This window comes from Nocardioides bizhenqiangii (assembly GCF_034661235.1).
Taxonomy (GTDB): domain Bacteria; phylum Actinomycetota; class Actinomycetes; order Propionibacteriales; family Nocardioidaceae; genus Nocardioides; species Nocardioides bizhenqiangii.
In genome coordinates this window covers 216,385-240,144 of sequence record NZ_CP141059.1, presented here as the reverse complement: position 1 = coordinate 240,144, position 23,760 = coordinate 216,385, and the positions used below count along the sequence as shown (strand labels likewise).

The 23,760-nt window shown below is 70.8% G+C and carries 19 protein-coding genes and 1 tRNA gene; 5 read left to right on the top strand and 15 right to left on the bottom strand.

Features of this window, described 5'->3' with window-relative positions; all coding sequences use genetic code 11:
* Positions 1 to 5: 5 nt before the first annotated feature.
* Positions 6 to 1,547, top strand: a complete 1,542-nt coding sequence (locus SHK19_RS01135; protein ID WP_322937616.1) for an FAD-dependent oxidoreductase — start codon at positions 6 to 8, stop codon at positions 1,545 to 1,547.
* Here SHK19_RS01135 and SHK19_RS01130 read toward each other — a convergent pair.
* A complete protein-coding gene (locus SHK19_RS01130) occupies positions 1,466 to 2,011 on the bottom strand; it encodes a MarR family winged helix-turn-helix transcriptional regulator (RefSeq protein WP_322457448.1) in 546 nt (181 codons plus the stop codon). The two genes, SHK19_RS01135 and SHK19_RS01130, sit on opposite strands and share 82 nt — an antisense overlap.
* Before the next feature lie 145 nt (positions 2,012 to 2,156).
* Between SHK19_RS01130 and SHK19_RS01125 the strand changes: the two genes are divergently transcribed.
* Complete coding sequence (locus SHK19_RS01125; RefSeq protein ID WP_322937615.1) at positions 2,157 to 3,368, top strand: phospholipase D-like domain-containing protein; 1,212 nt, start codon at positions 2,157 to 2,159, stop codon at positions 3,366 to 3,368.
* A 24-nt stretch (positions 3,369 to 3,392) separates the two neighbouring features.
* Here SHK19_RS01125 and SHK19_RS01120 read toward each other — a convergent pair whose 3' ends face one another.
* Both SHK19_RS01120 and SHK19_RS01115 read right to left on the bottom strand, forming a co-directional pair.
* Positions 3,393 to 3,590 (bottom strand): hypothetical protein, encoded by a 198-nt coding sequence (locus SHK19_RS01120; protein ID WP_322937614.1) that lies wholly within the window; start codon positions 3,588 to 3,590, stop codon positions 3,393 to 3,395.
* A gap of 56 nt (positions 3,591 to 3,646) precedes the next feature.
* Positions 3,647 to 3,889 carry a DUF3263 domain-containing protein gene (locus SHK19_RS01115; RefSeq protein ID WP_322457445.1) on the bottom strand — a complete coding sequence of 81 codons (243 nt, stop codon included), beginning with the start codon at positions 3,887 to 3,889 and terminating at the stop codon, positions 3,647 to 3,649.
* Between the two features lie 365 nt (positions 3,890 to 4,254).
* Between SHK19_RS01115 and SHK19_RS01110 the strand changes: the two genes are divergently transcribed.
* Complete coding sequence (locus tag SHK19_RS01110; RefSeq protein WP_322937613.1) at positions 4,255 to 5,799, top strand: hypothetical protein; 1,545 nt, start codon at positions 4,255 to 4,257, stop codon at positions 5,797 to 5,799.
* Between the two features lie 125 nt (positions 5,800 to 5,924).
* On the opposite strand, the gene SHK19_RS01105 is transcribed toward SHK19_RS01110, so the two are convergent.
* From SHK19_RS01105 to SHK19_RS01060, 10 genes are all read right to left on the bottom strand, one after another.
* A tRNA-Thr gene (locus SHK19_RS01105) sits at positions 5,925 to 5,997 on the bottom strand.
* 282 nt (positions 5,998 to 6,279) lie between these two features.
* Entirely contained in the window at positions 6,280 to 7,851 is a 1,572-nt protein-coding gene (locus tag SHK19_RS01100) for an alpha/beta hydrolase (RefSeq protein ID WP_322937612.1), read from the bottom strand.
* Positions 7,852 to 7,882: 31 nt separating this feature from the next.
* Positions 7,883 to 9,037: a DNA polymerase III subunit delta' gene (locus tag SHK19_RS01095; protein WP_322937611.1), complete on the bottom strand. Its 1,155-nt coding sequence runs from the start codon at positions 9,035 to 9,037 to the stop codon at positions 7,883 to 7,885.
* Positions 9,034 to 9,699 (bottom strand): dTMP kinase, encoded by a 666-nt coding sequence (gene tmk / locus SHK19_RS01090; RefSeq protein WP_322937610.1) that lies wholly within the window; start codon positions 9,697 to 9,699, stop codon positions 9,034 to 9,036. Before tmk ends, SHK19_RS01095 begins: the two co-directional genes overlap by 4 nt.
* 28 nt (positions 9,700 to 9,727) lie before the next feature.
* A complete protein-coding gene (gene topA / locus SHK19_RS01085; protein WP_322937609.1) occupies positions 9,728 to 12,427 on the bottom strand; it encodes a type I DNA topoisomerase in 2,700 nt (899 codons plus the stop codon).
* A 132-nt stretch (positions 12,428 to 12,559) separates the two neighbouring features.
* Positions 12,560 to 13,714, bottom strand: coding sequence for a DUF2510 domain-containing protein (locus SHK19_RS01080; protein ID WP_322937608.1), 1,155 nt, complete (start codon positions 13,712 to 13,714; stop codon positions 12,560 to 12,562).
* A 15-nt stretch (positions 13,715 to 13,729) separates the two neighbouring features.
* On the bottom strand, positions 13,730 to 15,175 hold the full coding sequence (locus tag SHK19_RS01075; protein ID WP_322937607.1) for a class I SAM-dependent methyltransferase: 1,446 nt from the start codon (positions 15,173 to 15,175) through the stop codon (positions 13,730 to 13,732).
* A 32-nt stretch (positions 15,176 to 15,207) separates the two neighbouring features.
* The gene (locus SHK19_RS01070; protein ID WP_322937606.1) at positions 15,208 to 16,464 is read right to left on the bottom strand and encodes a thrombospondin type 3 repeat-containing protein; all 1,257 of its coding nucleotides are present in this window, start codon (positions 16,462 to 16,464) and stop codon (positions 15,208 to 15,210) included.
* Between the two features lie 148 nt (positions 16,465 to 16,612).
* Positions 16,613 to 18,898: a sodium-translocating pyrophosphatase gene (locus SHK19_RS01065; protein WP_322457436.1), complete on the bottom strand. Its 2,286-nt coding sequence runs from the start codon at positions 18,896 to 18,898 to the stop codon at positions 16,613 to 16,615.
* Positions 18,899 to 19,142: 244 nt separating this feature from the next.
* The gene (locus tag SHK19_RS01060) at positions 19,143 to 19,424 is read right to left on the bottom strand and encodes an STAS domain-containing protein (RefSeq protein ID WP_449867060.1); all 282 of its coding nucleotides are present in this window, start codon (positions 19,422 to 19,424) and stop codon (positions 19,143 to 19,145) included.
* A gap of 185 nt (positions 19,425 to 19,609) precedes the next feature.
* Here SHK19_RS01060 and SHK19_RS01055 point away from each other — a divergent pair, with 185 nt between their 5' ends.
* Positions 19,610 to 21,967, top strand: coding sequence for a DEAD/DEAH box helicase (locus SHK19_RS01055; RefSeq protein ID WP_322457434.1), 2,358 nt, complete (start codon positions 19,610 to 19,612; stop codon positions 21,965 to 21,967).
* Positions 21,968 to 21,976: 9 nt separating this feature from the next.
* Complete coding sequence (locus tag SHK19_RS01050; protein WP_322457433.1) at positions 21,977 to 22,300, top strand: hypothetical protein; 324 nt, start codon at positions 21,977 to 21,979, stop codon at positions 22,298 to 22,300.
* Positions 22,301 to 22,319: 19 nt separating this feature from the next.
* Here the strand turns inward: SHK19_RS01050 and SHK19_RS01045 are convergent, their stop codons facing one another.
* Both SHK19_RS01045 and SHK19_RS01040 read right to left on the bottom strand, forming a co-directional pair.
* Positions 22,320 to 23,198: a hypothetical protein gene (locus SHK19_RS01045; RefSeq protein WP_322937605.1), complete on the bottom strand. Its 879-nt coding sequence runs from the start codon at positions 23,196 to 23,198 to the stop codon at positions 22,320 to 22,322.
* Positions 23,192 to 23,725, bottom strand: a complete 534-nt coding sequence (locus SHK19_RS01040) for a nuclear transport factor 2 family protein (RefSeq protein WP_322937604.1) — start codon at positions 23,723 to 23,725, stop codon at positions 23,192 to 23,194. Before SHK19_RS01040 ends, SHK19_RS01045 begins: the two co-directional genes overlap by 7 nt.
* Between the last annotated feature and the right edge of the window lie 35 nt (positions 23,726 to 23,760).

Genomic DNA, 23,760 nt, shown 5'->3' with positions numbered 1-23,760 from the left:
TCGCCGTGACCACGGTGCCCGCTCCTCTGCAGTCCTCCTACGACATCGTGGTGGTCGGATCCGGCGGCGGCGCCATGACCGCGGCCGCGCTCGCCGCGAAGGCCGGCCTGTCGACGGTCGTGCTCGAGCGCACCCCCTTGATCGGCGGTACGTCGGCGTACTCCGGCGGCGCCTGTTGGCTGCCGGGCAGCGACGTCCAGCAGCGGGCCGGCCTCCCCGACTCCACCGACGGCGCCCGCGCCTACCTCGCAGCCGTCCTGGACCAGCCGGACCCCGCGCGGGTCGAGGCGTTCCTGCAGCAGGCACCCGCGCTGGTGGCGGTGCTCGAGGCCGACGAGCTGATGGACTTCGAGTGGATCCCGTTCTCCGAGTACTACGACGCGCCCGGCCGGGTGCCGATGGGCCGCTCGATCCAGCCGGTCTCGATCGCCCGGGCCGGCCTCGACCCGGCGGTGACGGCGCTGTTGCGGCCGCCGGTCGAGCGGGACCGGGCCGGCGCGGCCGGCCGGTCGACCCTGTCGGGCGGCCAGGCGCTGATCGGGCGGCTGGCCGCGATCGTGGTCCGTGACGGCGGCACCCTCGCGACCGAGCACCACGTCGTCGACGTACGGCGTGACGGCGCCGGCCGGGTGACCGCGGTGGTCGTGGACACGCCCACGGGACCGGTCGACGTGGGCGCCCACCGAGGCGTGATCGTCGCCGCCGGTGGCTACGAGGGGAGCCCCGAGCTGCGCGAGCTGCACGGCACTCCCGGCAGCGCCGCGTGGACGATGGCCCCGCGGGGCACCAACACCGGTGACCTGATCGAGGCCTGCGCGAAGGCCGGTGCGGCGACCGACTACTCGGGGGAGGGCTGGTTCTGCCCGGGCCTGGCCCAGCCCGACGGCAGCGGCACCTTCACCCTCGGCTTCCGCGGCGGGCTGATGGTCGACCAGACCGGCCGTCGCTACGCCAACGAGTGCCTGCCCTACGACCGGTTCGGCCGGATCATGGCGGCCGCGCCGGAGCGGATCCCTTCCTGGTTCGTCTTCGACAACCGGGAGGGCGGCCGGCTCCCGGCGATCGCGATGCCGGAAGGTGACCCGGCCGAGCACCTGGCGGCCGGCACCTGGGTCACCGCGGAGTCGATCGAGGACCTGGCGGAGGCCATCGGTGTCGAGCCAGCCGTGCTGACGGAGACCGTCGGCCGTTTCAACGGCTTCGCCGCTGCCGGCGTCGACGACGACTTCGGCCGGGGCGAGGACGAGTACGACACCTTCTTCGCGGGCGGCACCGGCCCCAACAAGGCGCTGACGCCGACCGACCAGCCGCCCTACTACGCCGCGCGGTTCGTGCTGTCCGACCTCGGCACCAAGGGCGGCCTGGTCACCGACTCTGCCGGTCGCGTGCTCGACGCCGCGACCGAGGCCGCGATCCCGGGCCTGTACGCCACCAGCAACTCGGTCACGTCGGTCTTCGGGTCGCGCTACCCGGGTCCGGGCGCGCCGCTCGGTGCGGCGATGGTCTTCGGCTCGCTCGCCGTCCGCGACCTGCTGGGCGAGACCTGAGCCGTCTCCGCGGCACCGAGGCGCTCCAGCACGATCGCGCAGACCTTGCCGAGGTCGCGCACCTGCTCGCGGCTCAGCCCGTCGAAGAAGATGTCCTTGACCAGCGCGGCATGGTCCGGCGCGGCAGCCCGGATCGCCGCCAGCCCGTCGTCGGTCAGCTCGACGAAGGAGCCACGCCGGTCGTCGTGGCACTCGCGCCGCGCCACCAGGCCGCGAGCCGCCATCCGGGTCAGGTGCTTGGAGAGCCGGCTCTTCTCCCACTGCAGCTTCACGCCGAGGTCGCGCATCCGCACGCTGCCGTCGGGCACGTCGGTCAGCGCCACCAGCACGTCGTAGTCCTGGAGCGACAACCCGCTGTTGGCCTGGAGCTCGCGGCTGATCCGCGCGAAGAGCTGGGCGTTGACCTCGAGCCAGGCTCGCCAGACCTCCTGCTGCTCGTCGTCGAGCCACCGCGGCGCTGTCATGCCTCCATGCTAGCCGAGTTGGTTGACGTATCCACCTTTGCTGTGACGGCCGTCGCCACCTTGTCCGGTGAATCCGCGCGCCGTTCGCGTGACCGCGGATCCGTGGTCACAACCGGTTCACCGCGCCCCGACAACGTCGTAGTACGTGATCTCCAGCGAGACGCACCGCAGCCTGCTCGTCGCAGTCCTCGTCCCACTGGTCGTCGGCGCGGCGTTCCACGCCACCTCCCCGGATCGATCGGACCCGGACCTACCTGCCCGGTCTGCTGCCGAGCAAGCCGCATCGGAAGCATTCAGCCCGCCCCGCCGCGCGATCCTGGCCAACGACCCGCGGAGCCGGCCACATGCGATCGCCCGCGCGCTCGCCAGGTACGTCGACGCCGTCCCAACAGGCGAGTTCATCAAGGTCGAGACGTACTTCCTCGGGTCGCGGATCACCTATCCCGCACTGGTGCGTGCGTTCCGGCGTGGCGTCCACGTGCAGGTGATCCTCAACGGCTCGAGCCGGTACCGCTTCCCGCAGGGGCTGCGGCTGGCGACCGTGCTGAATGCGGATCGGACGGACCGGTCATGGGTCGTGTTCACCGACCTGTCGGCGCGCGGCCCCGAGGGCGTGCTGTCGATCAACCACAACAAGATCTGGCGCTTCTCGCGGGTCGGCGATCGTCGCTGGGTGACCGTCGTCGGGTCCTACAACAACACCGACTACTCCGACACCCACGCCTTCAGCATGATGTGGTCGCTGGCACTGCCACCGGTGTACGACGCGATCGAGCAGACGTTCCAGGAGAGCCGGCGCGACCGCCCGGCGGGCGCCAACCCGATGCGGGAGTTCCGCGGCAACGGCTGGTCGTCGTACGCCTTGCCGTCGAGCATCCAGAGCGCCGACCATGACCCGGTCATGAAGGCGCTGCGCTCCATCCCCGCCCGCCGGGACACGGTCGTCCGGATCGCGATGTTCACGATGTGGGACTCCCGCGGCGAGTGGATCGCCGACCGACTGGCCGCGATGGCGCGACGAGGTGCCCGGGTCACGTTCGTCGCCGGGCCGCTGGTCGGCCGGCTGCCGCGCGCGGAGCTGCTCGCCGCCGGAGTCCGGGTCGAGGGCGGCTGCTGGCCGGCGGACGAGACCTTCGTGCACGACAAGGCCATGAGCGCGACGTACGTCGCTCGCGGCGAGCGCCGTTACTGGACCTGGATCGGCTCGGACAACTGGACGACGCACACCATGAACTCGGACCAGACCGTGGTCGGGATCGCGGGCCGCGACGTGCACCGCCAGTACGTGCGCCACTTCGATGTCCTCACGGAGCGGCCCGACATCGACCCCGACCGGTGCGACCTGTTCGCCGACTAAGGAGTCGCACTGGCGCCGGGCCGCTCAGGCAGCGCCGTGCAGGTGGAAGCGGTCGTACCAGTGGTGGTGCTCCGCCTTGTGCCCGCGGCGCTGCTGCTCGTCGGCCTCCGTGCGTTGGTGGCGCTGCAGCATCCCGGCCATCCGCAGCGTGCCGAGCCCCAGGATCAGAGCGATCGCGATGGCCATCAGGATGAACCCCAGGACGTACTGGTCGTCAGTCATCTCGTCCTCCTTCGTCGTCCTCCTTCGAAGGTACGCCGAAGACGGCCGAACGGGAATCACATGACGCGGCGGGCGACGCGCTCCGCGCGACGGCGGTCACGCATCCGCACCAGGCGGCGCACGGTCAGCGGGTCGGCTGCCACCGCGTCCGGCCGGTCGATCAGCTTGTTGAGCGCGCGGTAGTAGGCAGTCGTGGTCATGCCGAACCGCTCCGCGATCGCCTCGTCCTTGGTGGCGGCAAAGGTGAACCACGAGCGCTCGAGCTCGAGCATCGCCAGGTCGGTGTCGGTCAGGGCCATGGCAAAAGCCTGCCACGGGGGTCCGACGAAACGCCCGCCGGGGGGTGACGTGCTTCGGCTCCAGGAGCCGCGTGAAGGACCGGCTCCAACGGACCTCCGTCGCACGGTTGAAGCTGGTTCCGACCGGGTCCTTGTGGACGCGGGCCAGCCCCACGGCGCAGCCGTGGTGGACCCCTCCGTTACCACTTGTCGCTACTTTGGCGATTCCCCGCCAGGCCGGCTCAGTGCTCCTTATCGTCGTGGAATGACCCTTCGCATCCTCTGTCGGCCCGGCGGCACGCGCGGACGCGTCGTGCCCACCGAGCCGTTCACCTTCACCGCGTCGGTGAGCTGACGGCACCCGTTCATCGAATGAAGGCGTTGCCATGGAGCTGCACAAGGACATCCGAGACCTGATCCGGTCGAACGGGCCCGCGATCCTGGAGGACCCGATGGGTTTCCGTGCAGGTCTCGAGGACCTGCTCGGTGACGAGTCCCTGCCGACCGGTCTCATCAACCTGCTCGTCGATGCTGTGCGCAACCAGGCCGTCTGGTTGGTGGTGCACAACGTCGACAACGGCGCCGACCCTGTCTCCGCGGTTCGCGACGCCGGCCAGCGCTTCGCGCTGGCGCGCGGCGGCGGCGACCCGGCGATGTGCGGGTGGGCCTGCGCAGTGCTGGGATACGGCGTGGGAAGGATCGACGAGGCGACAGTGGCAGCCTTCTCGTCGCGGCACCTGCCTGCTCCGCCGCCCCCGCCACCACCTCCTCCGTCGTCTCTGCCGCCGTTGCCACGGGCGGACGTGCACTCGCGGACAACTGCATTCGCACCCCAGTTTCCACCCGCACCCCCGCCGCCTGCCCCTGCGGCTCGCAAGCGATGGCCGTTCGTCGTCGCGGTCGTCCTGGTGCTCCTGCTTGCCACGGGCGGCGGTGTTGCGTGGTGGCAGCTCAGCTCCGACGACGACACCGCGTCCGCGAGTCAGTCCGAGGAGGAGAACGGTGGTGAGGACGGCACCGAGGACGACGGCAGCACCGACGACGGCAGCACCGACGACGGCAGCGGCGAGGGCGATGGGGGGATCGACCTCGAGGACGTCGACACGCGGTACAGGTACCTCGCCGAGAACATCACTGTGGGGGCCACGTCCTGTGTCGACGTCGACCCGCCGGCTGGCGCGGAGGAGATGCTGGAGTGCACCGTCCCGGTCGGGACGCTCCGGCTGACGACGTACGCGAGCACGGACGACCTCTCGGTCGGACGGGTTCGGGTGGTCGACGCGACGCGGCCCTACACGCTGTCGGGCCAGGACCAGGGTCAACTCTTCTATGCGTTCGACCCGAAGCTCTTCACGCCCCATGAACCCGGTACCGCCGAGATCTACTGGGACTCGAAGTTCGCCAGGGTCGCCGCGCACCTGACCGCGTCGGCTGGCTCCGAGTACGCCGACGTGGAGACCCAGTACGGTCTCACCTCTCCCACGGTCGAAGCGCCGACGGAACCCGGGTTGCCGCGCTTGATCGAATTCATCAGGACCTGGCCGAAGATCAAGGGCTGTGAGCGCCAGTTCACCTTTATCGAAGGCGAGCTCGAGGCGAACTGGTGCTCGTATCGCAGCCGTCGGTGGGGCGAGCTGAACGTCTACGTCTCGACCTTCCGTACCGGCCGTGATTTCCTCGCCTACCGCAGCGACACAGCCGAGTGGGAGGACGAGGACGCCGTCTACGAAGGCGGCAACTGGAACTTCACGGAAACCCCGGACGTCAACGAGGGTCGGCAGCACGGCTATCTCATACAAGACGGCACGGCCGATGAGAACGCTGTGTTCTACATCGACGACGCGAAGTGCCGATGCTACCTCGAGGCCTACGGTCCCGACGGCGAGGCGTCCGCCACTCCGGAAGCCCTGGCCGCCCTGTTCTTTTCGTAATGCCTGCGTTGAGGCGTCGATCCCATCCCGGGAAACGTGTCACAGTCGTGTCGATCGGGCTGGTGGACATCGAACGGACATCGGCCCTGGCCAGCAAGTCTGCTGTTCAGGGCAACGGTCGTCGGAGCCGCCTATCGGAATCGAACCGATGACCTGCTCATTACGAGTGAGCCGCTCTACCGACTGAGCTAAGGCGGCGTGCTGCCCGACCGATCAGCCTGGCAACAACCTGCGGAAGCATACCGGCGGGCGACCGGCCCCACGAAACCGGCGGCGCCACCTTCCTCAGAGTCGGTCGGCCGGTCGCGAAAACCCGACCGACGAGGCGGAGGGAGCGACGAAGGAGCGACCGGAGCCGAGTGCGGTCGGGCTTTCGCGACGCCGACTCGTGAGCCGCCAGTCGTGTTCAACCGATGACCGCGTCAACCGCGGCGCGGCAGCGCGGCGCGACGGAGGAGCGACGCACTCGCGCCATTCAACTCAGCACTCCTTGCCGTCGGCGGGGACGGCGCCGTCGATGAAGTAGGAGTGGACGGCGTCGTCGATGCAGGCGTTGCCCTTGTTGTAGGCCGTGTGGCCGTCGCCGTCGCGGCTGAGCAGGACAGCGGACTCGAGCTGCTCGGCCATCGCCACTGCTTCCTCGTACGGCGTCGCGGGGTCGCGCGTCGTACCGATGACGACGATCGGGTCGGCGCCGGAGCCGTCGATCTCGATCTCCGGCTCGGTGGTCTGGAACGGGGTGTCGTGGCAGCCGACCAGGCCCCAGGCGAAGACCCGGCCGAAGGTGGGCGAGGCCTCCTCGAACTCGTCGTAGTAGTCGGGGACCTCCTCCGCGGAGATCGACCACGGGTCGTCGAGGCAGTTGATCACGCTGATCGCCTCGAGGCTGTTGTCGACGTACTCGCCTCCCTCCCGCGAGCCGTAGAAGTCGGAGAGGAAGAGCAGGGTGTCGCCCTTGCCGTCGAGCGCCTCCTGGAGCCCCTGGTCGAGCAACGGCCAGTTGGTCTCGGAGTAGAGCGGCAGGACGATGCCGTAGAACGCGTTGCCGATCGCGAGGTCGCGGTCCTCGTCGGTCGGCAGCGGTTCGGACTCGATCTCCGCCAGGAGGTCGTCGATGGTCTGCAGGCTCTCGTCGACGGTGTCGCCGAGGAAGCAGTCGCCGTCGTCGACGCAGTTCTCGAGGTAGGCCCGCAGCGCGGTCTCGAAGCCCTCGGCCTGGCTCAGCGAACCCTCGAGGGTGGGCAGGCTCGGGTCGACGGCGCCGTCGAGGACGAACCGGCCGACGTTGTCGGGGAACAGCTCGGCGTACGTCGCGCCAAGGCGGGTGCCGTAGGAGAACCCGAAGTAGGGCAGCTTCTCCTCGCCGAGCACGGCCCGGAGGACGTCCATGTCGCGAGCGACCTCGATCGTGCTGACGTGCGACCCCAGGTCACCGGACTTCTCCTCGCACCCGGCCCAGAAGCTCTCCTGCGTCTCGACGAAGTCACGGACCTCCCTGCGGTTGTCGGGATCGGGGTCGCCGGCGACGTACGCGTCGAGCTCGCTGTCGGTCACGCAGTCGACCGGACTGGAGTCACCGGTGCCGCGCGGGTCGAACCCGACGATGTCGTAGCGCTCCAGGAGTGCCGGGGCGAAGTACGCGTCCGCCTGTGCCGCGACGTCGGTGCCGGGCGCCCCGGGGCCGCCGGGGTTGACCACCATCGAGCCGATCCGCTCGCCGGTCGCCGGCGCCATCTCGAGGGCGATCTCGATCGACTCGCCGTCGGGCTCCGCGTAGTCGAGCGGCACCTCGAGGGTGCCGCACTGGTTGGCTCCGCACGCCTCCCACGCGACCTGCTGCCCGTAGAAGGACTCCAGGCCGGGAGGGACCGTGCCGATGTCCGCCGGCGGTGACGTGCCGGGTGCTGTCTCCGACGTCGACTCCGACCCGGGCGACGACTCGTCCCCGGCATCCTCGTCGTCGTCGCCGGTCACCAGGACGACCCCGACCGTGACGCCGGCGGCGATCACGAGCGCCCAGATGACGATGATCGCCACGATCCACTTCTTCACGGGTCCGTCTCCTCGGTTCGGTTCACCACGATCAACGCGGCGTGGGGACGCGCAGCGCCACCATCATCGACTCCAGCGCCAGGGCGATGGGCACGTTGAACTCCAGCATCTGTTCCCTCGCCTCGAAGATCCAACCGATGCGTTGCAGGTTGAGCTCGGGCGACGACGTCTGCACGATCCGCTCGACGTCGGTCCGGATGTCCTCGTTGACCAGCTCGGCCGGCGCCCCGGTGGCGACCGCGATCGCGTCGCGGTAGACCGAGATCAGGTCGATCAGCCCGCGGTCGACGACGTCGAGCTGGCGCCGCTTGGCCCGGGTCTTCTGTGCGCCCTCGAGGTCACGCAGGGCGGGGCCGTAGTCCCGTGGCCGGCGCCCGCGCTCGACGACGCCGTACGCCGCGTCGAGGTCGGCCTTCTCCCGGGCGTCGAGCTGGGCGGTGATCTCGTCGGCCTCCGCCTTCGCGACCTCGGCCAGGCGGGTCGCCGACGCCAGGCACGCGCCGAGCGACGTGAGCCGGGCGGGCATCCCGACGACGTCCTGCCGTCGGTCACGCACCGCGTCGTCGAACGCGAGCGCGCGGGCACGTCCGATGTGGCCCTGACTGGCTCGGGCGGCGTACGACGCCCGCTCGGGGTCGCAGCCGAGCGACACCAGGAACCCTGCCACCTGGGCGGCCGTCGGCGTGCTCAGCGCCACCAGCCGGCATCGCGAACGGATGGTCGGCAAGACGTCCTCGACGGTCGGGGTGCACAGCATCCAGACGGTGCGTGGGGTGGGCTCCTCGATCGCCTTGAGGAGCGCGTTGCACGCCTGCTCGGTGAGCCGGTCGGCGTCCTCGACGATGAGGATCTGCCAGCGCCGGCCCATTGGCGTCAGCGAGGCGCGCCGGACGAGGTCGCGGACCTCCTTGACGCCGATGGTCAGCTTCTCGGTGCGGATGACCGCGACGTCGGCGTGACTGCCGGCGAGGACCGTGCGGCAGTCGTGACAGCCCTGCGGGCAGTCGGGTCCGAGTCCCTGGTGCTCGCACTGGAGCGCGGCGGCGAAGGCCACGGCGGTGTTGGAACGCCCGGACCCCGGCGGGCCGGTGAACAGCCAGGCGTGGCTCATGCCGTGCCCGCGCGCGGCCGTCTGCAGCGCCTCGATCGCGACGCGCTGACCGACCAGGCTGTCCCAGATCGTCATGGCCGGTCCCGGAGGGCCTGGCCGAGCAGGGGCGCGACCCGCTCCCGGACCGCGGCGGCGATGGCGGCGACGCCGGACCTGGCGTCCAGCACCAGGTAGTGGTCGGGGTCGGCCGCGGCCAGGTCGAGGAACGCCTGCCGCACCCGCTGGTGGAACTCGAGCGACTCCCCCTCGATGCGGTCGCGCTCGTCGAAGCGCCCCAGCCCGGCCTCCGGCGCGAGGTCGAGCACCACGGTCAGGTGCGGTCGCAGGTCGCCGGTCGCCCACCGAGCGACGCGCTCGAGCTCGGCGGCGTCGAGGCCGCGGCCGACGCCCTGGTAGGCCAGCGCGGAGTCGACGTAGCGGTCGGTGATGACCACCTCACCCCGGGCGAGAGCCGGCAGCACGACGGTCTCGACGTGCTCGGCCTTGTCGGCGGCGTAGAGCAGGGCCTCGGTGCGGTCGTCCAGGTCGCCGGTCTCGGGGCTGAGCACGATCCGGCGTACCTCCTTGCCGACCGCGGTGTCGCCCGGCTCGAACGTGAGGCGTACGGCGTACCCCTCGGCGACCAGCGCGTCTCTCAGCAGCAGTGACTGGGTCGACTTGCCCGATCCCTCGCCGCCCTCGAAGCACACGAAGACCCCGGTCTCGGTGTAGCGGCCGGGCGACGGGGACGTACTCACGGATGAAACCTAGACGACGGGCCCGACGTCACTTCTTCTTGGCCGCGCTCTTCTTGGTCGTCTTCTTGGCCGTGGCCTTCTTGGTGGTCTTCTTGGCCGTCTTCTTCGCGCCGCGCTTGGCGGCCTTCTTGGCCGGACCCTTCTCGCGGCGCTCGGCGAGCAGCTCGGCGGCGCGCGCGAGGGTGATCGCCTCGACCGAGTCGTCCTTGCGGAGGGTGGCGTTGTACTCACCGTCGGTGACGTACTCGCCGAACCGGCCGGCCTTCACCACGATCGGCTGGCCGGAGACCGGGTCGTTGCCGAGCTCCTTCAGCGGCGGCGCCGCGGCAGCCCGGCCGCGCTGCTTGGGCTGGGCGTAGATCGCCAGCGCCTCCTCGAGGGTCACCGTGAAGAGCTGGTCCTCGGTCTGGAGCGACCGGGAGTCGGTGCCCTTCTTGAGGTAGGGCCCGTAGCGGCCGTTCTGGGCGGTGATCTCCTCACCGGTTGCGGGATCCTCGCCGACGACCCTCGGCAGGGACAGCAGCATGACCGCGTCGGCCAGGGTGATGGTGTCGAGGGACATCGACTTGAAGAGCGAGCCGGTGCGTGGCTTGGCACTCTTGGGAGCGTCCTCGGGGAGCTCCTCGGTGACGAACGGCCCGTAGCGGCCGTTCTTGGCCACGACCCGCAGGCCCGTCTCCGGGTGGGAGCCGAGCTCGATCTCCTCGCCCGCCGGGTTGGCCAGCAGCTCCTTGGCCTTGGCGAGCGTGAGCTCGTCCGGCGGCAGGTCCTCGGGCACGTTGGCGCGCTGGGACACGAAGGACCCGTCGTCGTCCGGCCCCGCAGTGGTCTCCAAGTAGGGGCCGTACTTGCCGACCCGCAGGGCGATCCCCTCGTCGGGGTCGCCGATAGGGAAGGTCGCGAGCGCCTTGGCGTCGATGTCGCCGAGACCGTCGACCAGCGGCTTGAGGCCGGCCAGCCGCTCCGATCCGTAGTAGAACTCCTGGAGCTCGGTGACCCGGTCCTTCTCGCCGCCGGCGATGTCGTCAAGGACGGTCTCCATCAGCGCGGTGAAGTCGTAGTCGATCAGCCGGGTGAAGTGCTCCTCGAGCAGCCGGACCACGGAGAACGCGATCCAGGCCGGCACCAGCGCGGTGCCCTTCTTGTAGACGTAGCCGCGGTTGAGGATGGTCCCGATGATCGAGGCGTACGTCGACGGCCGGCCGATCTGGCGGTCCTCGAGCTCCTTGATCAGGGTGGCCTCGGTGTAGCGGGACGGCGGCTTGGTCTCGTGACCGCTGGCACTGAGGGACGCCGCGGAGACCGGGTCGCCCTCGACGAGCGCGGGCAGCCGGGTCTCCTGGTCGTCCTTGGCGGCACCCTCGTCGGTGCCCTCGACGTACGCCTTGAGGAAGCCGTGGAAGGTGATCACCCTGCCGGACGCCGAGAAGACGACGTCCTCGCCCGTCGCGGCGCCGCCGCCGATCCGCACCGACACGGACTGGCCGACCGCGTCCTTCATCTGGGAGGCGACGGTGCGCATCCAGATCAGCTCGTACAGCCGGAACTGGTCGCCGGTGAGGCCGGTCTGCGCCGGCGTGCGGAACGAGTCGCCGGCGGGCCGGATCGCCTCGTGCGCCTCCTGGGCGTTCTTGACCTTGCTGGTGTAGGTGCGCGGCGCGTCGGGGAGGTACTCCGCGCCGTACAGCTCGCGCACCTGCGACCGGGCCGCGCCGACGGCGCTGCCGGAGAGCGTGGTCGAGTCGGTCCGCATGTAGGTGATGAAGCCGTTCTCGTAGAGGCGCTGCGCGACCGACATGGTCATGCTGGCCCCCATGCCGAGCTTGCGGCTGGCCTCCTGCTGGAGGGTGGTCGTCCGGAACGGCGGGTACGGCGACCGCTTGTAGGGCTTGGACTCGACCGAGCGCACCTCGAACGACGCGTCGGCGAGCGCCGCGACCAGCGACTCGGCGCGATTCCGGTCCAGGTGGACGACGTCGGCGCGTCCCTTCAGCAGCCCGTCGGGTCCGAAATTGCTGCCGGAGGCGACGCGGGTGCCGTCGAGCGAGTGGAGCTTGGCCGGGAACATCCGCTGCTCGTGCTTCGACCCGGCGTCGAAGGTGCCCTCGAGGTCCCAGTAAGACGCGACCCGGAACGCCATCCGCTCCTTCTCCCGGTCCACGACCAGGCGGGTTGCCACCGACTGCACGCGGCCCGCGGACAGGCCGGACATGACCTTGCGCCACAGCACCGGGGAGACCTCGTAACCGTAGAGGCGGTCGAGGATCCGACGGGTCTCCTGCGCCTCGACCAGGTCCATGTCGAGGTCCCGCGGGTTGGCGGCGGCCTCCTGGATGGCGGCTTTGGTGATCTCGTGGAAGACCATCCGCCGCACGGGGATGTCCTTCGGCTTCAGCTCGTCGAGGAGGTGCCAGGCGATCGCCTCCCCCTCGCGGTCCTCGTCGGTGGCGAGGAAGAGCTCGTCCGCGTCCTTGAGCAAACCCTTGAGCTTGGAGATGTGGGACTTCTTGTCGCGGGGCACGACGTAGTAGGGCGTGAAGTCGTTGTCGACGTCGATGGCGAGCCGCCCCCACGGCTTGTCCTTGATCTTCGCCGGAGTGTCCGCGGCGTTGTTCGGGAGGTCGCGGATGTGACCGATCGAGGACTCGACGACATAGCCGTCGCCGAGGTACCCGCCGATCGTGCGGGCCTTGGCCGGTGACTCGACGATCACCAACTTGTGTGCCACTCAGACCTACTTCTCAATGCGCTCGAGGGTATTTCCGGACGTTCCGGGCCAAGACGGTAGCGCGTGCTGTCTAGCCCCCGACCCCCCGAGGGGCAGGAATGGACCCAATTGGGTTGTCGGTCGGGTGGTCGGTCAGTCGACCGTGATCCGGCCGACCATCGCCTCCTGCTGACGGATCAGCTTCTGGTCGCCGATGGGCACGACGGTGATGTAGAGGCCGAACCTGTCCGGGTCGCCCATGTCGACGACGATCACCTGCGCGACGTCGCCCTCGACCGCCAGCTCGGGGTCGTCGACCCTCAGCTCGGAGGTGATCTGGTAGGCGTCGTTGCCGTCGATCGTGATCGTTCCTGAGCTCAGGTCCTCGCGTCCGGTGAAGTGGCTGTAGAGGTCTGTCGACTGCGCCATGCAGGTCATCACGACCTCGGCGGCCTGCGCCGGGTCGTCGAACCCGTTGGCCTTGCGCAGCGCGCCGACGCCGTAGACCGCCACCCAGCCCTGGTTCTCACCCTCCTCGATCACCTTCTGGAGCGGCGTGAAGTCGTCGGCCCAGGTGAACGCGGTCGAGTACGTCGTGTCCGCGGTGTAGCCGGGCGGGACCGGGATCGTAAGCGCACCGCCGCTGACCTGCTCGGCGTCGTCGCCGGGCGGGACCGACGGCGTCGGTCGGCCACCGCGGCACTGCTGGTCGGTGACCGTGGTGCCGCCGGTCGTCGTGGTCTCGGTGGGCTCCGTCGAGTCCGTCGAGTCCGTCGAGTCCGTCGAGTCGGTCGACTCCGTCGGCGTGCTCGGGTCGGTCGCGGTGTCGGTCGCGCTGGTGGCGTCGCCGGCGTCGCTGTCGTTGTCGTCGTCGCCGGCGAGCGCCCGGTAGCCGAAGAACCCGCCGACGCTGAGCCCGATCAGGGCGAGCACCGCGACCACGACGAGCAGGATCGTCAGCCCCGACCCGCGCGAGCCTCCGGACGGCGGCGCGGGCGGGAAGCCGCCTCCGGGGGGAGGCTGCCGGCCGTAGCCACCGGCGGGCGGCGGCGTGACGGCGCCGTACCCGGGCGCCGGGACCTGGCCGTACGACGGCGGCGGCGGCGCGTTGCCTCCGGTGACCACGGTCGGCGGCTCCTGCGAGGACGACCACGCGGGCGGGGGCGGCGCGGCCGGGGGCGGCGCGGCCGGTGCAGGCGGAGGTGCGTAGGGGTCGCCGGTCGTGTCCTGGCTCCAGGACGTGCCGTCCCAGTAGCGGTAGGTCTGGGGCTGACCAGCGGGGTCGGGGTACCAGCCGGCTTGGGTCATGATTCCCAGTCTGCCCTAGCGACTTTCCAGGTATCCCTCGGCCACCAGGGCGGTCAGCTCGGGCAGGTACCGCTCCCGGGTCCCCGCAGGGTCGAGCTCGAGGAGCTGGGCGACCGCGTCGACGATCGCGCCGACCGGCAGTTCCCCGTCGCAGGCGCCGACCACCGCGGCGACGACGGTGTCGACCTGCCGGGCGCGCCGGAACCCGCGTTGCTGACGGAGGAGGATCGTGGCCGGGTGCTCCGCGCCGACCGGGCCGCTCGTCTCTTGCACGACGTCCGAACGCAGCACGAGACGAGAGGTGGGCACGACTGCCTGGCCCTGCGCGGTCCCCCACGCCTCCACCGCCGGTGCGATCGGCTGCTCCACGTCGTAGGGCCAGTCGAGGAGCTCGATCGTCCCACCGCCGGTGCGGTGCAGGTTGATCCAGCCGAAGCCGATGCCGGCGACGCCCTGCTCCTGCAGCCAGGACAGCCAGGCGTCGTAACGCCGGACGTAGTCGTCTGCTCGCCCCCCGCCGGTCGAGGGGTGGTGCCCGGAGTCCCTGAGCCACAGCTCGACGTAGCCGGCGGGGTCGATCACCTCGCGCTGGACGACGAGGGCGTCGCACCCGTCGGGGAGCCACTCGGCGAGCCGCTCGTCCCACGGACGGTCGGTCAGGACCACCCAGCTGGCGAGCACCTGGCACCAGCCGCCGTCGGTGAGGTGCGCGGGCGCCGTGCGCACGATGTGCTCGACCGCCTGGTCGCCGGGCAGGCCCGAGTCGCGGTAGACCAACCGGTGCTCGTCGCTGCCGTCGTCGCCCGGGGAGATCACGAACGGCGGGTTGGTGCTGATCAGGTCGAAGCGCTCCCCGGCGACCGGATCGAAGAACGACCCGGACCGCTGGTCGACCCGCGCGCCGACCTCGTTGAGCGCGGCGTTGAACCTGGCCAGGTCGAGCGCCCGCGGGTTGACGTCCGTCGCGACCACCCGGTCCGCGTGCCCGGCGAGGTGCAGCGCCTGTACCCCGCAGCCGGTGCCGAGGTCGAGGGCCTTGCCGACGTCGCGCCGCACGGTGAGCTGGGCGAGCGAGGTGGAGGCAGGGCTGATCCCGAGCACGTAGTCCGGGGTGACCTGCTGCGGACGACCGTCCAGGCCCGGCGTCAGGTCGCTGACGACCCATAGGTCGGTCCCGTCGTTGCCGTAGGGCCGGCAGTCGAGCCGGGCGGACACCTCGCCGACCGAGCGCGCGAGCATGCCGTCGGCGGTCAGCTGCTCGACCAGTCCGGGGAGCGCCCGCTCCGCCTCGGCCAGTGGCACCGGGCGCTGGAGCAGGAACAGCCGGACCAGCGACGCGAGCGGACCGCCGTCCGCCGTCCGTCGTACCGCCGGGGTGGTCTCGTTGCGCGACAACGCGGCGTGCGCCTCCGTGCCGAGCAGCTCGGCGACCGCGTCGTAGGTGAAGTCCGCGGTCAGCAACGCGTCGCGGAGCGGCGCAGCAAGCGTGGGGTTCAGCGGACTTGGATCCTCGGTGACTTCACCGCGTAGCAGCGTGCGCCCTCGGTCCAGATCAGCTTGGTGTCGACCTGGGCGTAGTACTTGCCGCTGGATGCACGCTTGGCCAGGCGGTACTTCCCGGCGGCGTCCGTCTTGACCGTGCCGAGCTTGCGGTCGGGACCCGAGACGAGCTTGAAGACCGTCACGTTGCGGCGCGGCACGCACACGTCGTAGTCGGCCCGGACGCTGCCCACGAAGGCCTTCGCCCTCGGCACGTACCGGAGGATCGCAGAGGTGGTCGACCGCGCGAGACACCCGTCGGACCCCAGCCCGGGGCGCTCCGGGCACCGGTCGTCCATGTGGCCGACGCCGTCCTTGTCGAGGTCGTAGCCCCGCGGGGTCCGGTCACAGGCGTTGCCCTTGCCCTCGGTACCGTCCGGCATCCCGGTGGTGCCGGGCGGGAGGCTGTTGTCGACCGCGGCGTCGTCGTCCTCCTGGCCGGGATTGGAATGGACCGGGCAGTTGTCGAGGTCGTCGGCGATGCCGTCGCCGTCGCTGTCGAACTCGATCCGGTCGGTGTCGAGGGTGTTCCAGGCGGGTGGGTTCAGACCACCGAACTTCGGGGTACCCAGCACGTCGGCCTTCGCCGCGGCCAGAAGCCCGCCGGCGTCGAGCGCCGCACCGGTGCCGGTCGTGGTGCCGATCACCATCGGCGCGCCGAGGGTGATGCCGGCAGAGGTCAGTCTCGATCGGGGCACGGCGAACGCGACGTACGCTCCCCCGTCGGCTCCCGGGTAGCTGGTGGCGGTCGACGGGGACATCGCCACCGGAGAGCCTGCGGAGGTCCCGGCGATCTTCACCCCGGCGTTGGGCCCCGCCGTGAAGAACGTGACCGTGTCGGCGGAGGGGTCGTAGCGGAGCGCGGCTTCCCAGCCTGCGGGGTTGTCATCGGTGTCGAACTGGACCACGTAACCGCCGGCCGCGTCAGCAGGCAGCGCGGCGACGTGGAACCGGAAGGAGGCGTGCACGAGGTCCGCGGCGACGAAGACCGTCGCCGGACCGAGCGTGCCTCCGGCCGCCGTCAGGTCGAGATGGGCGGTGGCGAGGTCACCCGCGCCGTCGGTCGCGGTCGTGCCCGCCTTCTTGACCGCGATCCAGCTGCCGCTGTCCGGCCCGGGAAGGGCAGCCTCCGCGGTGGGTGACGCCGTGCCCAGCGCTGCGGTCAGCCCTGCGACCATCACACCTGCGCACAGGCCTCGGATGGCCCCCATGCGTGCCCTCATCACTCCACCGTCTCCCGATCGATCCGCGCCTGTTGCGCGACGTCCCTCGCGGGCTGATCGTATCCGAGAACGGACCGGCCCGGACTCCATCGGGAGACCGGGCCGGAACCGCGACGAGTGCTGCGAGTGCTGCCTGTCAGGACGCTTCGATCGGTGCCGCGGGAGTGTCGACGTCGTCTCCCATCGACGACTGCCGCTGCTTCGAGACGTAGACCGCGATCGCGATGCCTGCCGCAGCGAGGACGGCGATCAGGATCCGCAGGAAGTCGTTCTCGTCCTCGCCGTAGGAGAGGCTGACGATCGCTCCCACGATGAGCAGCGAGACCAGGTTCATCACCTTGAGCAGCGGGTTGATCGCCGGGCCGGCGGTGTCCTTGAACGGGTCGCCGACCGTGTCGCCGGTGACCGTCGCGGCGTGCGCCTCCGAGCCCTTGCCGCCGTAGTGGCCGTCCTCGACCAGCTTCTTGGCGTTGTCCCAGGCACCGCCGGCGTTCGCGAGGAACACCGCCATCAGCGTGCCGGAGGCGATGGCGCCGACCAGGAAGCCAGCCAGCGGGCCGACACCGAGGCCGAAGCCGACGGCGACGGGCGCCAGGATGGCGAGGATGCCCGGCGTGGCCAGCTCGCGGAGCGAGTCGCGGGTCACGATGTCGACGACCTTGCCGTACTCCGGACGACCGGTGCCCTCCATGATCCCGGGGATCTCGCGGAACTGGCGGCGGACCTCCATCACCACGGCGCCGGCCGCGCGACCGACCGCGTTGATCGCGAGACCGGAGAAGAGGAACACCACGCCGGCGCCGAGCAGCGCACCGACGATCAGCTTGGCGTCGTAGACGAGGAACTCGCTCAGCAGGTCGAGAGAACCGGCGTCGCCGACCTCCTCGAACGCGCTCTGCGTGTACGACGCGAACAGCGCGCTCGCCGCGAGGACGGCGGTCGCGATCGCGATGCCCTTGGTGATCGCCTTGGTGGTGTTGCCGACCGCGTCCAGCTCGGTGAGGATCTGTGCGCCCTCCGGGCTGACGTCGCCGGACATCTCGGCGATGCCCTGCGCGTTGTCGGAGACCGGCCCGAAGGTGTCCATCGCGACGATCACGCCGACCGTCGTGAGCAGACCGCAACCGGCGAGCGCGACCGCGAACAGCGCGAGGCTCGTCGTGCCGCCGGCAAGTAGTGCTGCACCGAAGACCGCGGCGCCGATGACGATCGCGGTGTAGACGGCCGACTCGAAGCCGACCGACAGACCCGAGAGGATCACCGTCGCGTGGCCGGTGAGGGAGGTCCTGGCGACGTCCTTGACCGGGCGGTGGTCGGTGCCGGTGAAGTAGCCGGTGAGCGCGAGGATCGCGGCAGCGAGCACGATGCCGATGACCACCGCACCCGCGGCGAAGACCGGCGGGGACAGCTCTGCGTCGACGCCGGTGCCGAACTCGCTCCACTCGCCGGGGAGGTAGACGAACGCGGCGATCGCGCTGGCGACAGCACCGACGGCGGCCGACATGTAGAAGGCTCGGTTGATCGTCTTGAGGCCGTTCTCACCGGCGCGGGGCTTGGTGAGGAAGACGCCGGCGATCGCGGACAGGGCGCCGATCGCGGGGACGATCAGCGGGAAGACCAGGCCCTGGTCGCCGAACGCCTGCGAGCCGAGGATCAGCGCCGCGACGAGGGTCACGGCGTACGACTCGAAGAGGTCGGCTGCCATGCCGGCGCAGTCGCCGACGTTGTCGCCCACGTTGTCGGCGATCGTCGCCGCGTTGCGGGGGTCGTCCTCGGGGATGCCCTGCTCGACCTTGCCGACCAGGTCGGCGCCCACGTCGGCCGCCTTGGTGAAGATGCCGCCGCCGACACGCATGAACATGGCGAGCAGCGCGGCGCCGAAGCCGAAGCCTTCGAGCACGTGCGGCGCCTCGTCCTGGAACGCGAGCACGACGACGCTGGCGCCGAGCAGGCCGAGACCGACAGTGGCCATGCCGACGAAGGCGCCGGTGCGGAAGCCGATGTTCATCGCCGGGTCGCGTCCGACCTCGTTGGCCGCTGCTGCGACGCGCAGGTTGGCGCGGACGGCCAGCGACATGCCCAGGTAGCCGATCGCCGCTGAGAAGCCGGCGCCGACGAGGAAGAAGACCGAGCGGAAGATCCGGACGGTCGCGTCGTCGGCCGGCAGGACCATCAGCGCGAAGAAGGCGATCGCGGCGAAGACCGCGAGGGTCCGGAACTGCCGGGTGAGGTAGGCGTTGGCGCCCTCCTGCACGGCCTGCGCGATGCGGCGCATGTTCTCGGTGCCTTCGCCGGCGGCGAGGACCTGCTGGCGGAAGATGACGGCCATCGCGAGCGATCCGAGCGCGATCACCGTCACCAGGGCGACCAGCACGAAGTCACCGCCTTCGACCTCGACGACAGCGGGAAGAATCCCGGGCATGCGTTTCCTCCAAAGGGGAGATTCAGGGATGGGTCGACCGACCCACGCAGGGAACGCGCCGGAGTCTACGCACGGTGTGTCGCGCAACACACAACGGGTGTGAGCGGGATCACTGGGTCTCGATACGCGCCAGCGCGAGCTCGTTCCTCGCTCGCGGGCGCTACTCGACCTCCTCGTCCGACGCCGACCGCTCGTACCTCGCGGTCGACTGGACTCGGACCCCGTGTGGTTCGGTCCCGTGTCGTCAGGTCAACGCAGCGTCAGCGGAGGCGTGGATCGTGAAGACCTTCGCGAGCCCGGTGATCCGGAAGATCTTGAGCAGCCGGTCCTGGTTGCAGATCAGCTGGAGCGAGCCCTCGTGGGCACGGACCTTCTTCAGGCCGCCCACCAGCACGCCGAGACCGGTGGAGTCGAGGAACTCGACCCGCTCCATGTCGATGACGATGTCGTAAGTGCCGGCGGCGACCAGCTCGGTGATGGTGTCGCGCAGCTTCGGCGCGGTGTAGACGTCGATCTCTCCACTCACGGCAACGACGGTGCGCCCACCGACTTCGCGCGTCGAAAGTGTCAGGTCCACTAGTCCATCCCCGCAATAGAGTTTCGTCGTCGATATCAAACCACGACCGACCCAACCGCGCACGAGCGCACGGTGTCGGGCCGTGTCGGCGGCGGCTGCGGAATGTGTCGGCCCGGGCGAGGAGAATGGCATCCATGACCGCCTCCCCCGCCGTCGCCCGCCCGGGTCCCGGGTCAGGCGTCGACCCGGTGGCGCTGGTCCGACGACTCGCGGCCGGGGCCACCAGGGCCGACCGGCTCACCCACCTGGAGCGGATCCCGGCGCGCCCGGCGGTCACCGAGGCATGGCCCGTGTGGGCGGACCCGACCGTGGTCGCGGCGTACTCCTCCCGCGGAGTGACCCAACCCTGGCGGCACCAGGTCCGCGCTGCCGAGCACGCCCACGCGGGCGAGCACGTCGTGCTCGCGACGGGGACGGCGTCGGGCAAGTCGCTGGGCTACCTGCTGCCTGCTCTCAGTGCGATTCGTGCGGGTCGGGGCCCGCGCGGCCAACGGGGCTCGAGCACGCTCTACCTCGCACCCACCAAGGCCCTCGCCCAGGACCAGCGGTCCTCGATCGCCGCGCTGGGGCTCGACGTGCGGGTCGCCACCCACGACGGCGACAGCACGCAGGAGCAGCGCGACTGGACACGCGACCACGCCGAGTACGTCCTGACCAACCCCGACATGCTGCACCGGTCGATGCTGCCGACCCACGACCGGTGGGCGCGGTTCCTCGCGACGGTCGACTACGTCGTCGTCGACGAGTGCCACCACTACCGCGGGGTGTTCGGCGCCCATGTCGCGCAGGTGCTCCGCCGGCTCCGGCGGGTGTGCGCTGCCCACGGTGCGTCCCCGACCTTCGTCCTGGCGTCGGCGACCGTGGCCGAGCCGGAGGTGGCGGCCCGCCGGCTCACCGGTCTCGACGTCGTGGCGGTCGCCGACGACGACTCACCCCGCGGCGAGGTCGCGGTGGGGCTGTGGGAGCCGCCGCTGACGTCCTACGCCGGCGAGCACGGCGCGCCCGTACGCCGCCCGGCGTCCGCCGAGACCGCCGACCTGCTCGCGGACCTCGTGGTCGAGGGCGTGCGCACGCTGGCGTTCGTCCGGTCCCGCCGCGGCGTCGAACAGGTGGCGCAGCGGGCGTCCGACCTGCTCGCCGAGGTCGAGCCCGGGCTGGCGGCCCGGGTTGACTCCTACCGCGGCGGCTACTTGCCGGAGGAGCGACGCGCGCTCGAGGACGACCTGCGCAGCGGCCGGTTGCTCGGGATGGCGGCGACCAACGCTCTCGAGCTCGGCATCGACGTCAGCGGTCTCGACGCCGTGCTCGTGACCGGGTTCCCCGGCACCCGCGCGGCGTTCTGGCAGCAGGTGGGGCGGGCCGGCCGCACGGGCGGCGGCGCGCTCGGCATGCTGATCGCGCGCGACGACCCGCTCGACACCTATCTCGTGCACCATCCGGAGGCCCTGCTCGGCCGGCCGGTCGAAGGCACCGTGTTCGACCCCGACAATCCCTACGTCCTGGGCCCGCACCTGTGCGCCGCCGCGCAGGAGCAGCCGATCACCACCGCCGACCTGGCGCTGTTCGGGCCGACCGCCCGCGGTCTGCTCGACGACCTGGTGGAGGCCGGTCTGCTGCGCCGCCGGCCGTCCGGCTGGTACTGGACCGACCGCCGGCGGGCGGCCGACCTGGCCGACATCCGCTCGACCGGTGGGGCGCAGGTCCAGCTGGTCGAGGCCGCCACCGGTCGGGTGGTCGGCACCGTCGACGGCGGGCGGGCGCACACCACTGCCCACACCGGCGCGATCTACGTCCACCGCGGCGAGACCTGGCAGGTCGAGCGGCTCGACCTCGACGACCAGGTCGCCGAGATCCGCCGCGCCGACGTCGGCTACACCACGACCGCCCGCGACGTCGCTGACATCGCGATCGTCGCCGAACGCGACCACCGGATGTGGGGCAGGTGCCGGGTGTCGTTCGGGGCGGTGGACGTGAGCAACCAGGTGACGTCCTACCTCCGCCGCCGCACCCGCACCGGCGAGGTGATCGATGAGACGCCGCTCGACCTACCCGTGCGCACGCTGCGCACCAGTGCGGTCTGGTGGACGGTGCCGGACGACGTGCTCGCGGACACCGGCCTCGACCGGGCGGACCTGCCCGGCGCGGCGCACGCCGCCGAGCACTGCTCGATCGGGCTGCTCCCGCTGTTCGCGACGTGCGACCGGTGGGACATCGGCGGCGTCTCGACCGCACGGCATCCCGACACCGGCCTGCTCACGGTGTTCGTCCACGACGGCCACCCAGGGGGCGCGGGCTTCGCCGAGCGGGGCTACGCGACCGCCCACGACTGGCTCACCGCGACCCGCGCCACGATCGCCGCCTGCGAGTGCGTGAGCGGCTGTCCGTCGTGCATCCAGTCGCCCAAGTGCGGCAACGGCAACGACCCGCTCGACAAAGCGGGAGCCGTGCTGTTGCTCGACGTGCTGCTCGCCGGACAGTCCCGCCGGCGGTAGCGTGCGGACATGGTGATCTTCGGTCTGGTCCTGGTCGCACTCGGCGCGCTCCTGGTCCTGCTGGGTCTGTTCGCCTCCGATGTGAAGGTGGTGGACGGCGAAGCGACGCTCGAGATCTGGAACGTCGACCTGTCGATCGAAGGCGTCTTCCTCGCCGGCGTCCTCGCCGCGGCCTTGATCCTGGTCGGGCTGTGGGCGATCAAGCTCGGCGCCAAGATGGGCTGGAAGCACCGCAAGGAGCAGAAGCGGCTCAACGAGCTGTCCGAGAAGCTCGACAAGGTCGAGCTCGAGAAGCGACGGCAGGACGACGAGGAAGGCAGCGCCACCAGCTAGCGCGCTCGCGCCATCCAACTCAGCGGACGTCGGTGACGACGCTGCCCTGCTCGTCGACCCGGACCGGCGCCGTGCTCGCCTCGCTGGTGAGCGTCGCCGGCGCGTTCGGGATCGTGACCGGCGTGCCGTTGATCTCGAAGGACAGGTTCCAGACCGCGGTGACGCTCGCGAGGTGGGCCGGTCGGCCGTTCCAGCGCGCCGTGCCGTCGTCCGAGGCGCGGTCGTAGGTGTGGTTGCACTCCTGCTCCGCCTGCTCCGCGCTCGTCACCCACGGGCACGCGATCGAGTCCGACCCGTCACCGGGGTCGACCTCGACGTGGTCGAGGGCGGCGGTGGCGACCAGACCGAACGCCGAGCTGCCGGTGCGGTCGCCGGCTCCGCCGGCGAGCCAGTACCAGACCGGGATGTAGACGAGGGTGCGGCCGTCGGGGCTGGTCTCCAGGGCCGGGATCGTGGTGTCGATCTCGCCGATCGCGGTCAGCGCCTGCTCGTAGAGCGACGGCGGCTCGGGCTCGCCGGAGTCGGACCAGTAGATGGTCAGCCGATAGGGGCCGAGGACACCCGGCTCGCCGAGGTCGCACTGGCGGATCAACGGCTCGGAGTCGGGCTGGGGCTTGGGCCCGTCGGGCAGCCGGTAAGGGGGATGCCAAGGGATGTTGCGGCACGCCTGGGTGCCGACGCAGTAGGTGAACTGCCCCCACAGCTGACAGGTCGGCTCGGTCGACCCGCCGTCCCCCGAGCCGTCGTCGCCAGGATCGCCACCGCTGTCCGTGTCGGTGCACACGTACTTGCCGTCGGGTGTCCAGTGGCAGATCGGCTCGTCGGCGTCAGCCGTGGGCACGGTCGCTACGAACAGACCTGCGACCAGCACCACGATCCCGAGAAGTCGGCTCAACATGATCCCTCCGTGCTGTCTGCGCCGTCGACCTTCCATCCACCCGAGTCCCGGACGAGGGAGATGGAGCCCGGGAAGCGCCCCTGGCTCTGGGCGCCGCTGCCGACGCTCTCGCCGTCCTCGACGACGTAGACCTGGTTGCCGTCGATGCAGACGTCGGCCTCGGCGGTGTCGCCGTCGACCTTCACGGTCTCGACCATGGTGCGCCACCGACCGACCATGACCAGCCCCTTGGAGAAGACGTTGTCGTTGTAGGTGGTCAGCAGGCGGTCGGCCCAGGTCTCGGTCGCCACCGCCGTGAACTCCGGCGTCACTTCCTTCTCGCGGTTGATCGTGACCAGAGCGCGGTCGTAGGCAGCGACGGCCGCCTTGATCTCGGCCTTGTCGTCGACCGAGGCCACCGACGTCGTCGGCGACCCGAGGGACGGCTCGTCCCCACCCGCGTCACCGTCGTCGCCGGAATCGCTGCACGCGGTCATCGTCAGCAACAGCGCGATCGCTGGGGCCGCCGTGCCCGTCAGGCGTCTCATGAAGTCCCCCGTACCCGTCCGGATGGTCCTCGTAA

Bases quoted from the DNA above. Each gene is read 5' to 3' on its own strand.
- SHK19_RS01130 (WP_322457448.1), bottom strand. From the start codon at position 2,011: ATGACAGCGCCGCGGTGGCTCGACGACGAGCAGCAGGAGGTCTGGCGA.
- SHK19_RS01120 (WP_322937614.1), bottom strand. From the start codon at position 3,590: ATGACTGACGACCAGTACGTCCTGGGGTTCATCCTGATGGCCATCGCG.
- SHK19_RS01115 (WP_322457445.1), bottom strand. From the start codon at position 3,889: ATGGCCCTGACCGACACCGACCTGGCGATGCTCGAGCTCGAGCGCTCG.
- SHK19_RS01110 (WP_322937613.1), top strand. From the start codon at position 4,255: ATGGAGCTGCACAAGGACATCCGAGACCTGATCCGGTCGAACGGGCCC.
- SHK19_RS01095 (WP_322937611.1), bottom strand. From the start codon at position 9,037: ATGACGATCTGGGACAGCCTGGTCGGTCAGCGCGTCGCGATCGAGGCG.
- SHK19_RS01080 (WP_322937608.1), bottom strand. From the start codon at position 13,714: ATGACCCAAGCCGGCTGGTACCCCGACCCCGCTGGTCAGCCCCAGACC.
- SHK19_RS01070 (WP_322937606.1), bottom strand. From the start codon at position 16,464: ATGGGGGCCATCCGAGGCCTGTGCGCAGGTGTGATGGTCGCAGGGCTG.
- SHK19_RS01065 (WP_322457436.1), bottom strand. From the start codon at position 18,898: ATGCCCGGGATTCTTCCCGCTGTCGTCGAGGTCGAAGGCGGTGACTTC.
- SHK19_RS01055 (WP_322457434.1), top strand. From the start codon at position 19,610: ATGACCGCCTCCCCCGCCGTCGCCCGCCCGGGTCCCGGGTCAGGCGTC.
- SHK19_RS01050 (WP_322457433.1), top strand. From the start codon at position 21,977: ATGGTGATCTTCGGTCTGGTCCTGGTCGCACTCGGCGCGCTCCTGGTC.
- SHK19_RS01045 (WP_322937605.1), bottom strand. From the start codon at position 23,198: ATGTTGAGCCGACTTCTCGGGATCGTGGTGCTGGTCGCAGGTCTGTTC.
- SHK19_RS01040 (WP_322937604.1), bottom strand. From the start codon at position 23,725: ATGAGACGCCTGACGGGCACGGCGGCCCCAGCGATCGCGCTGTTGCTG.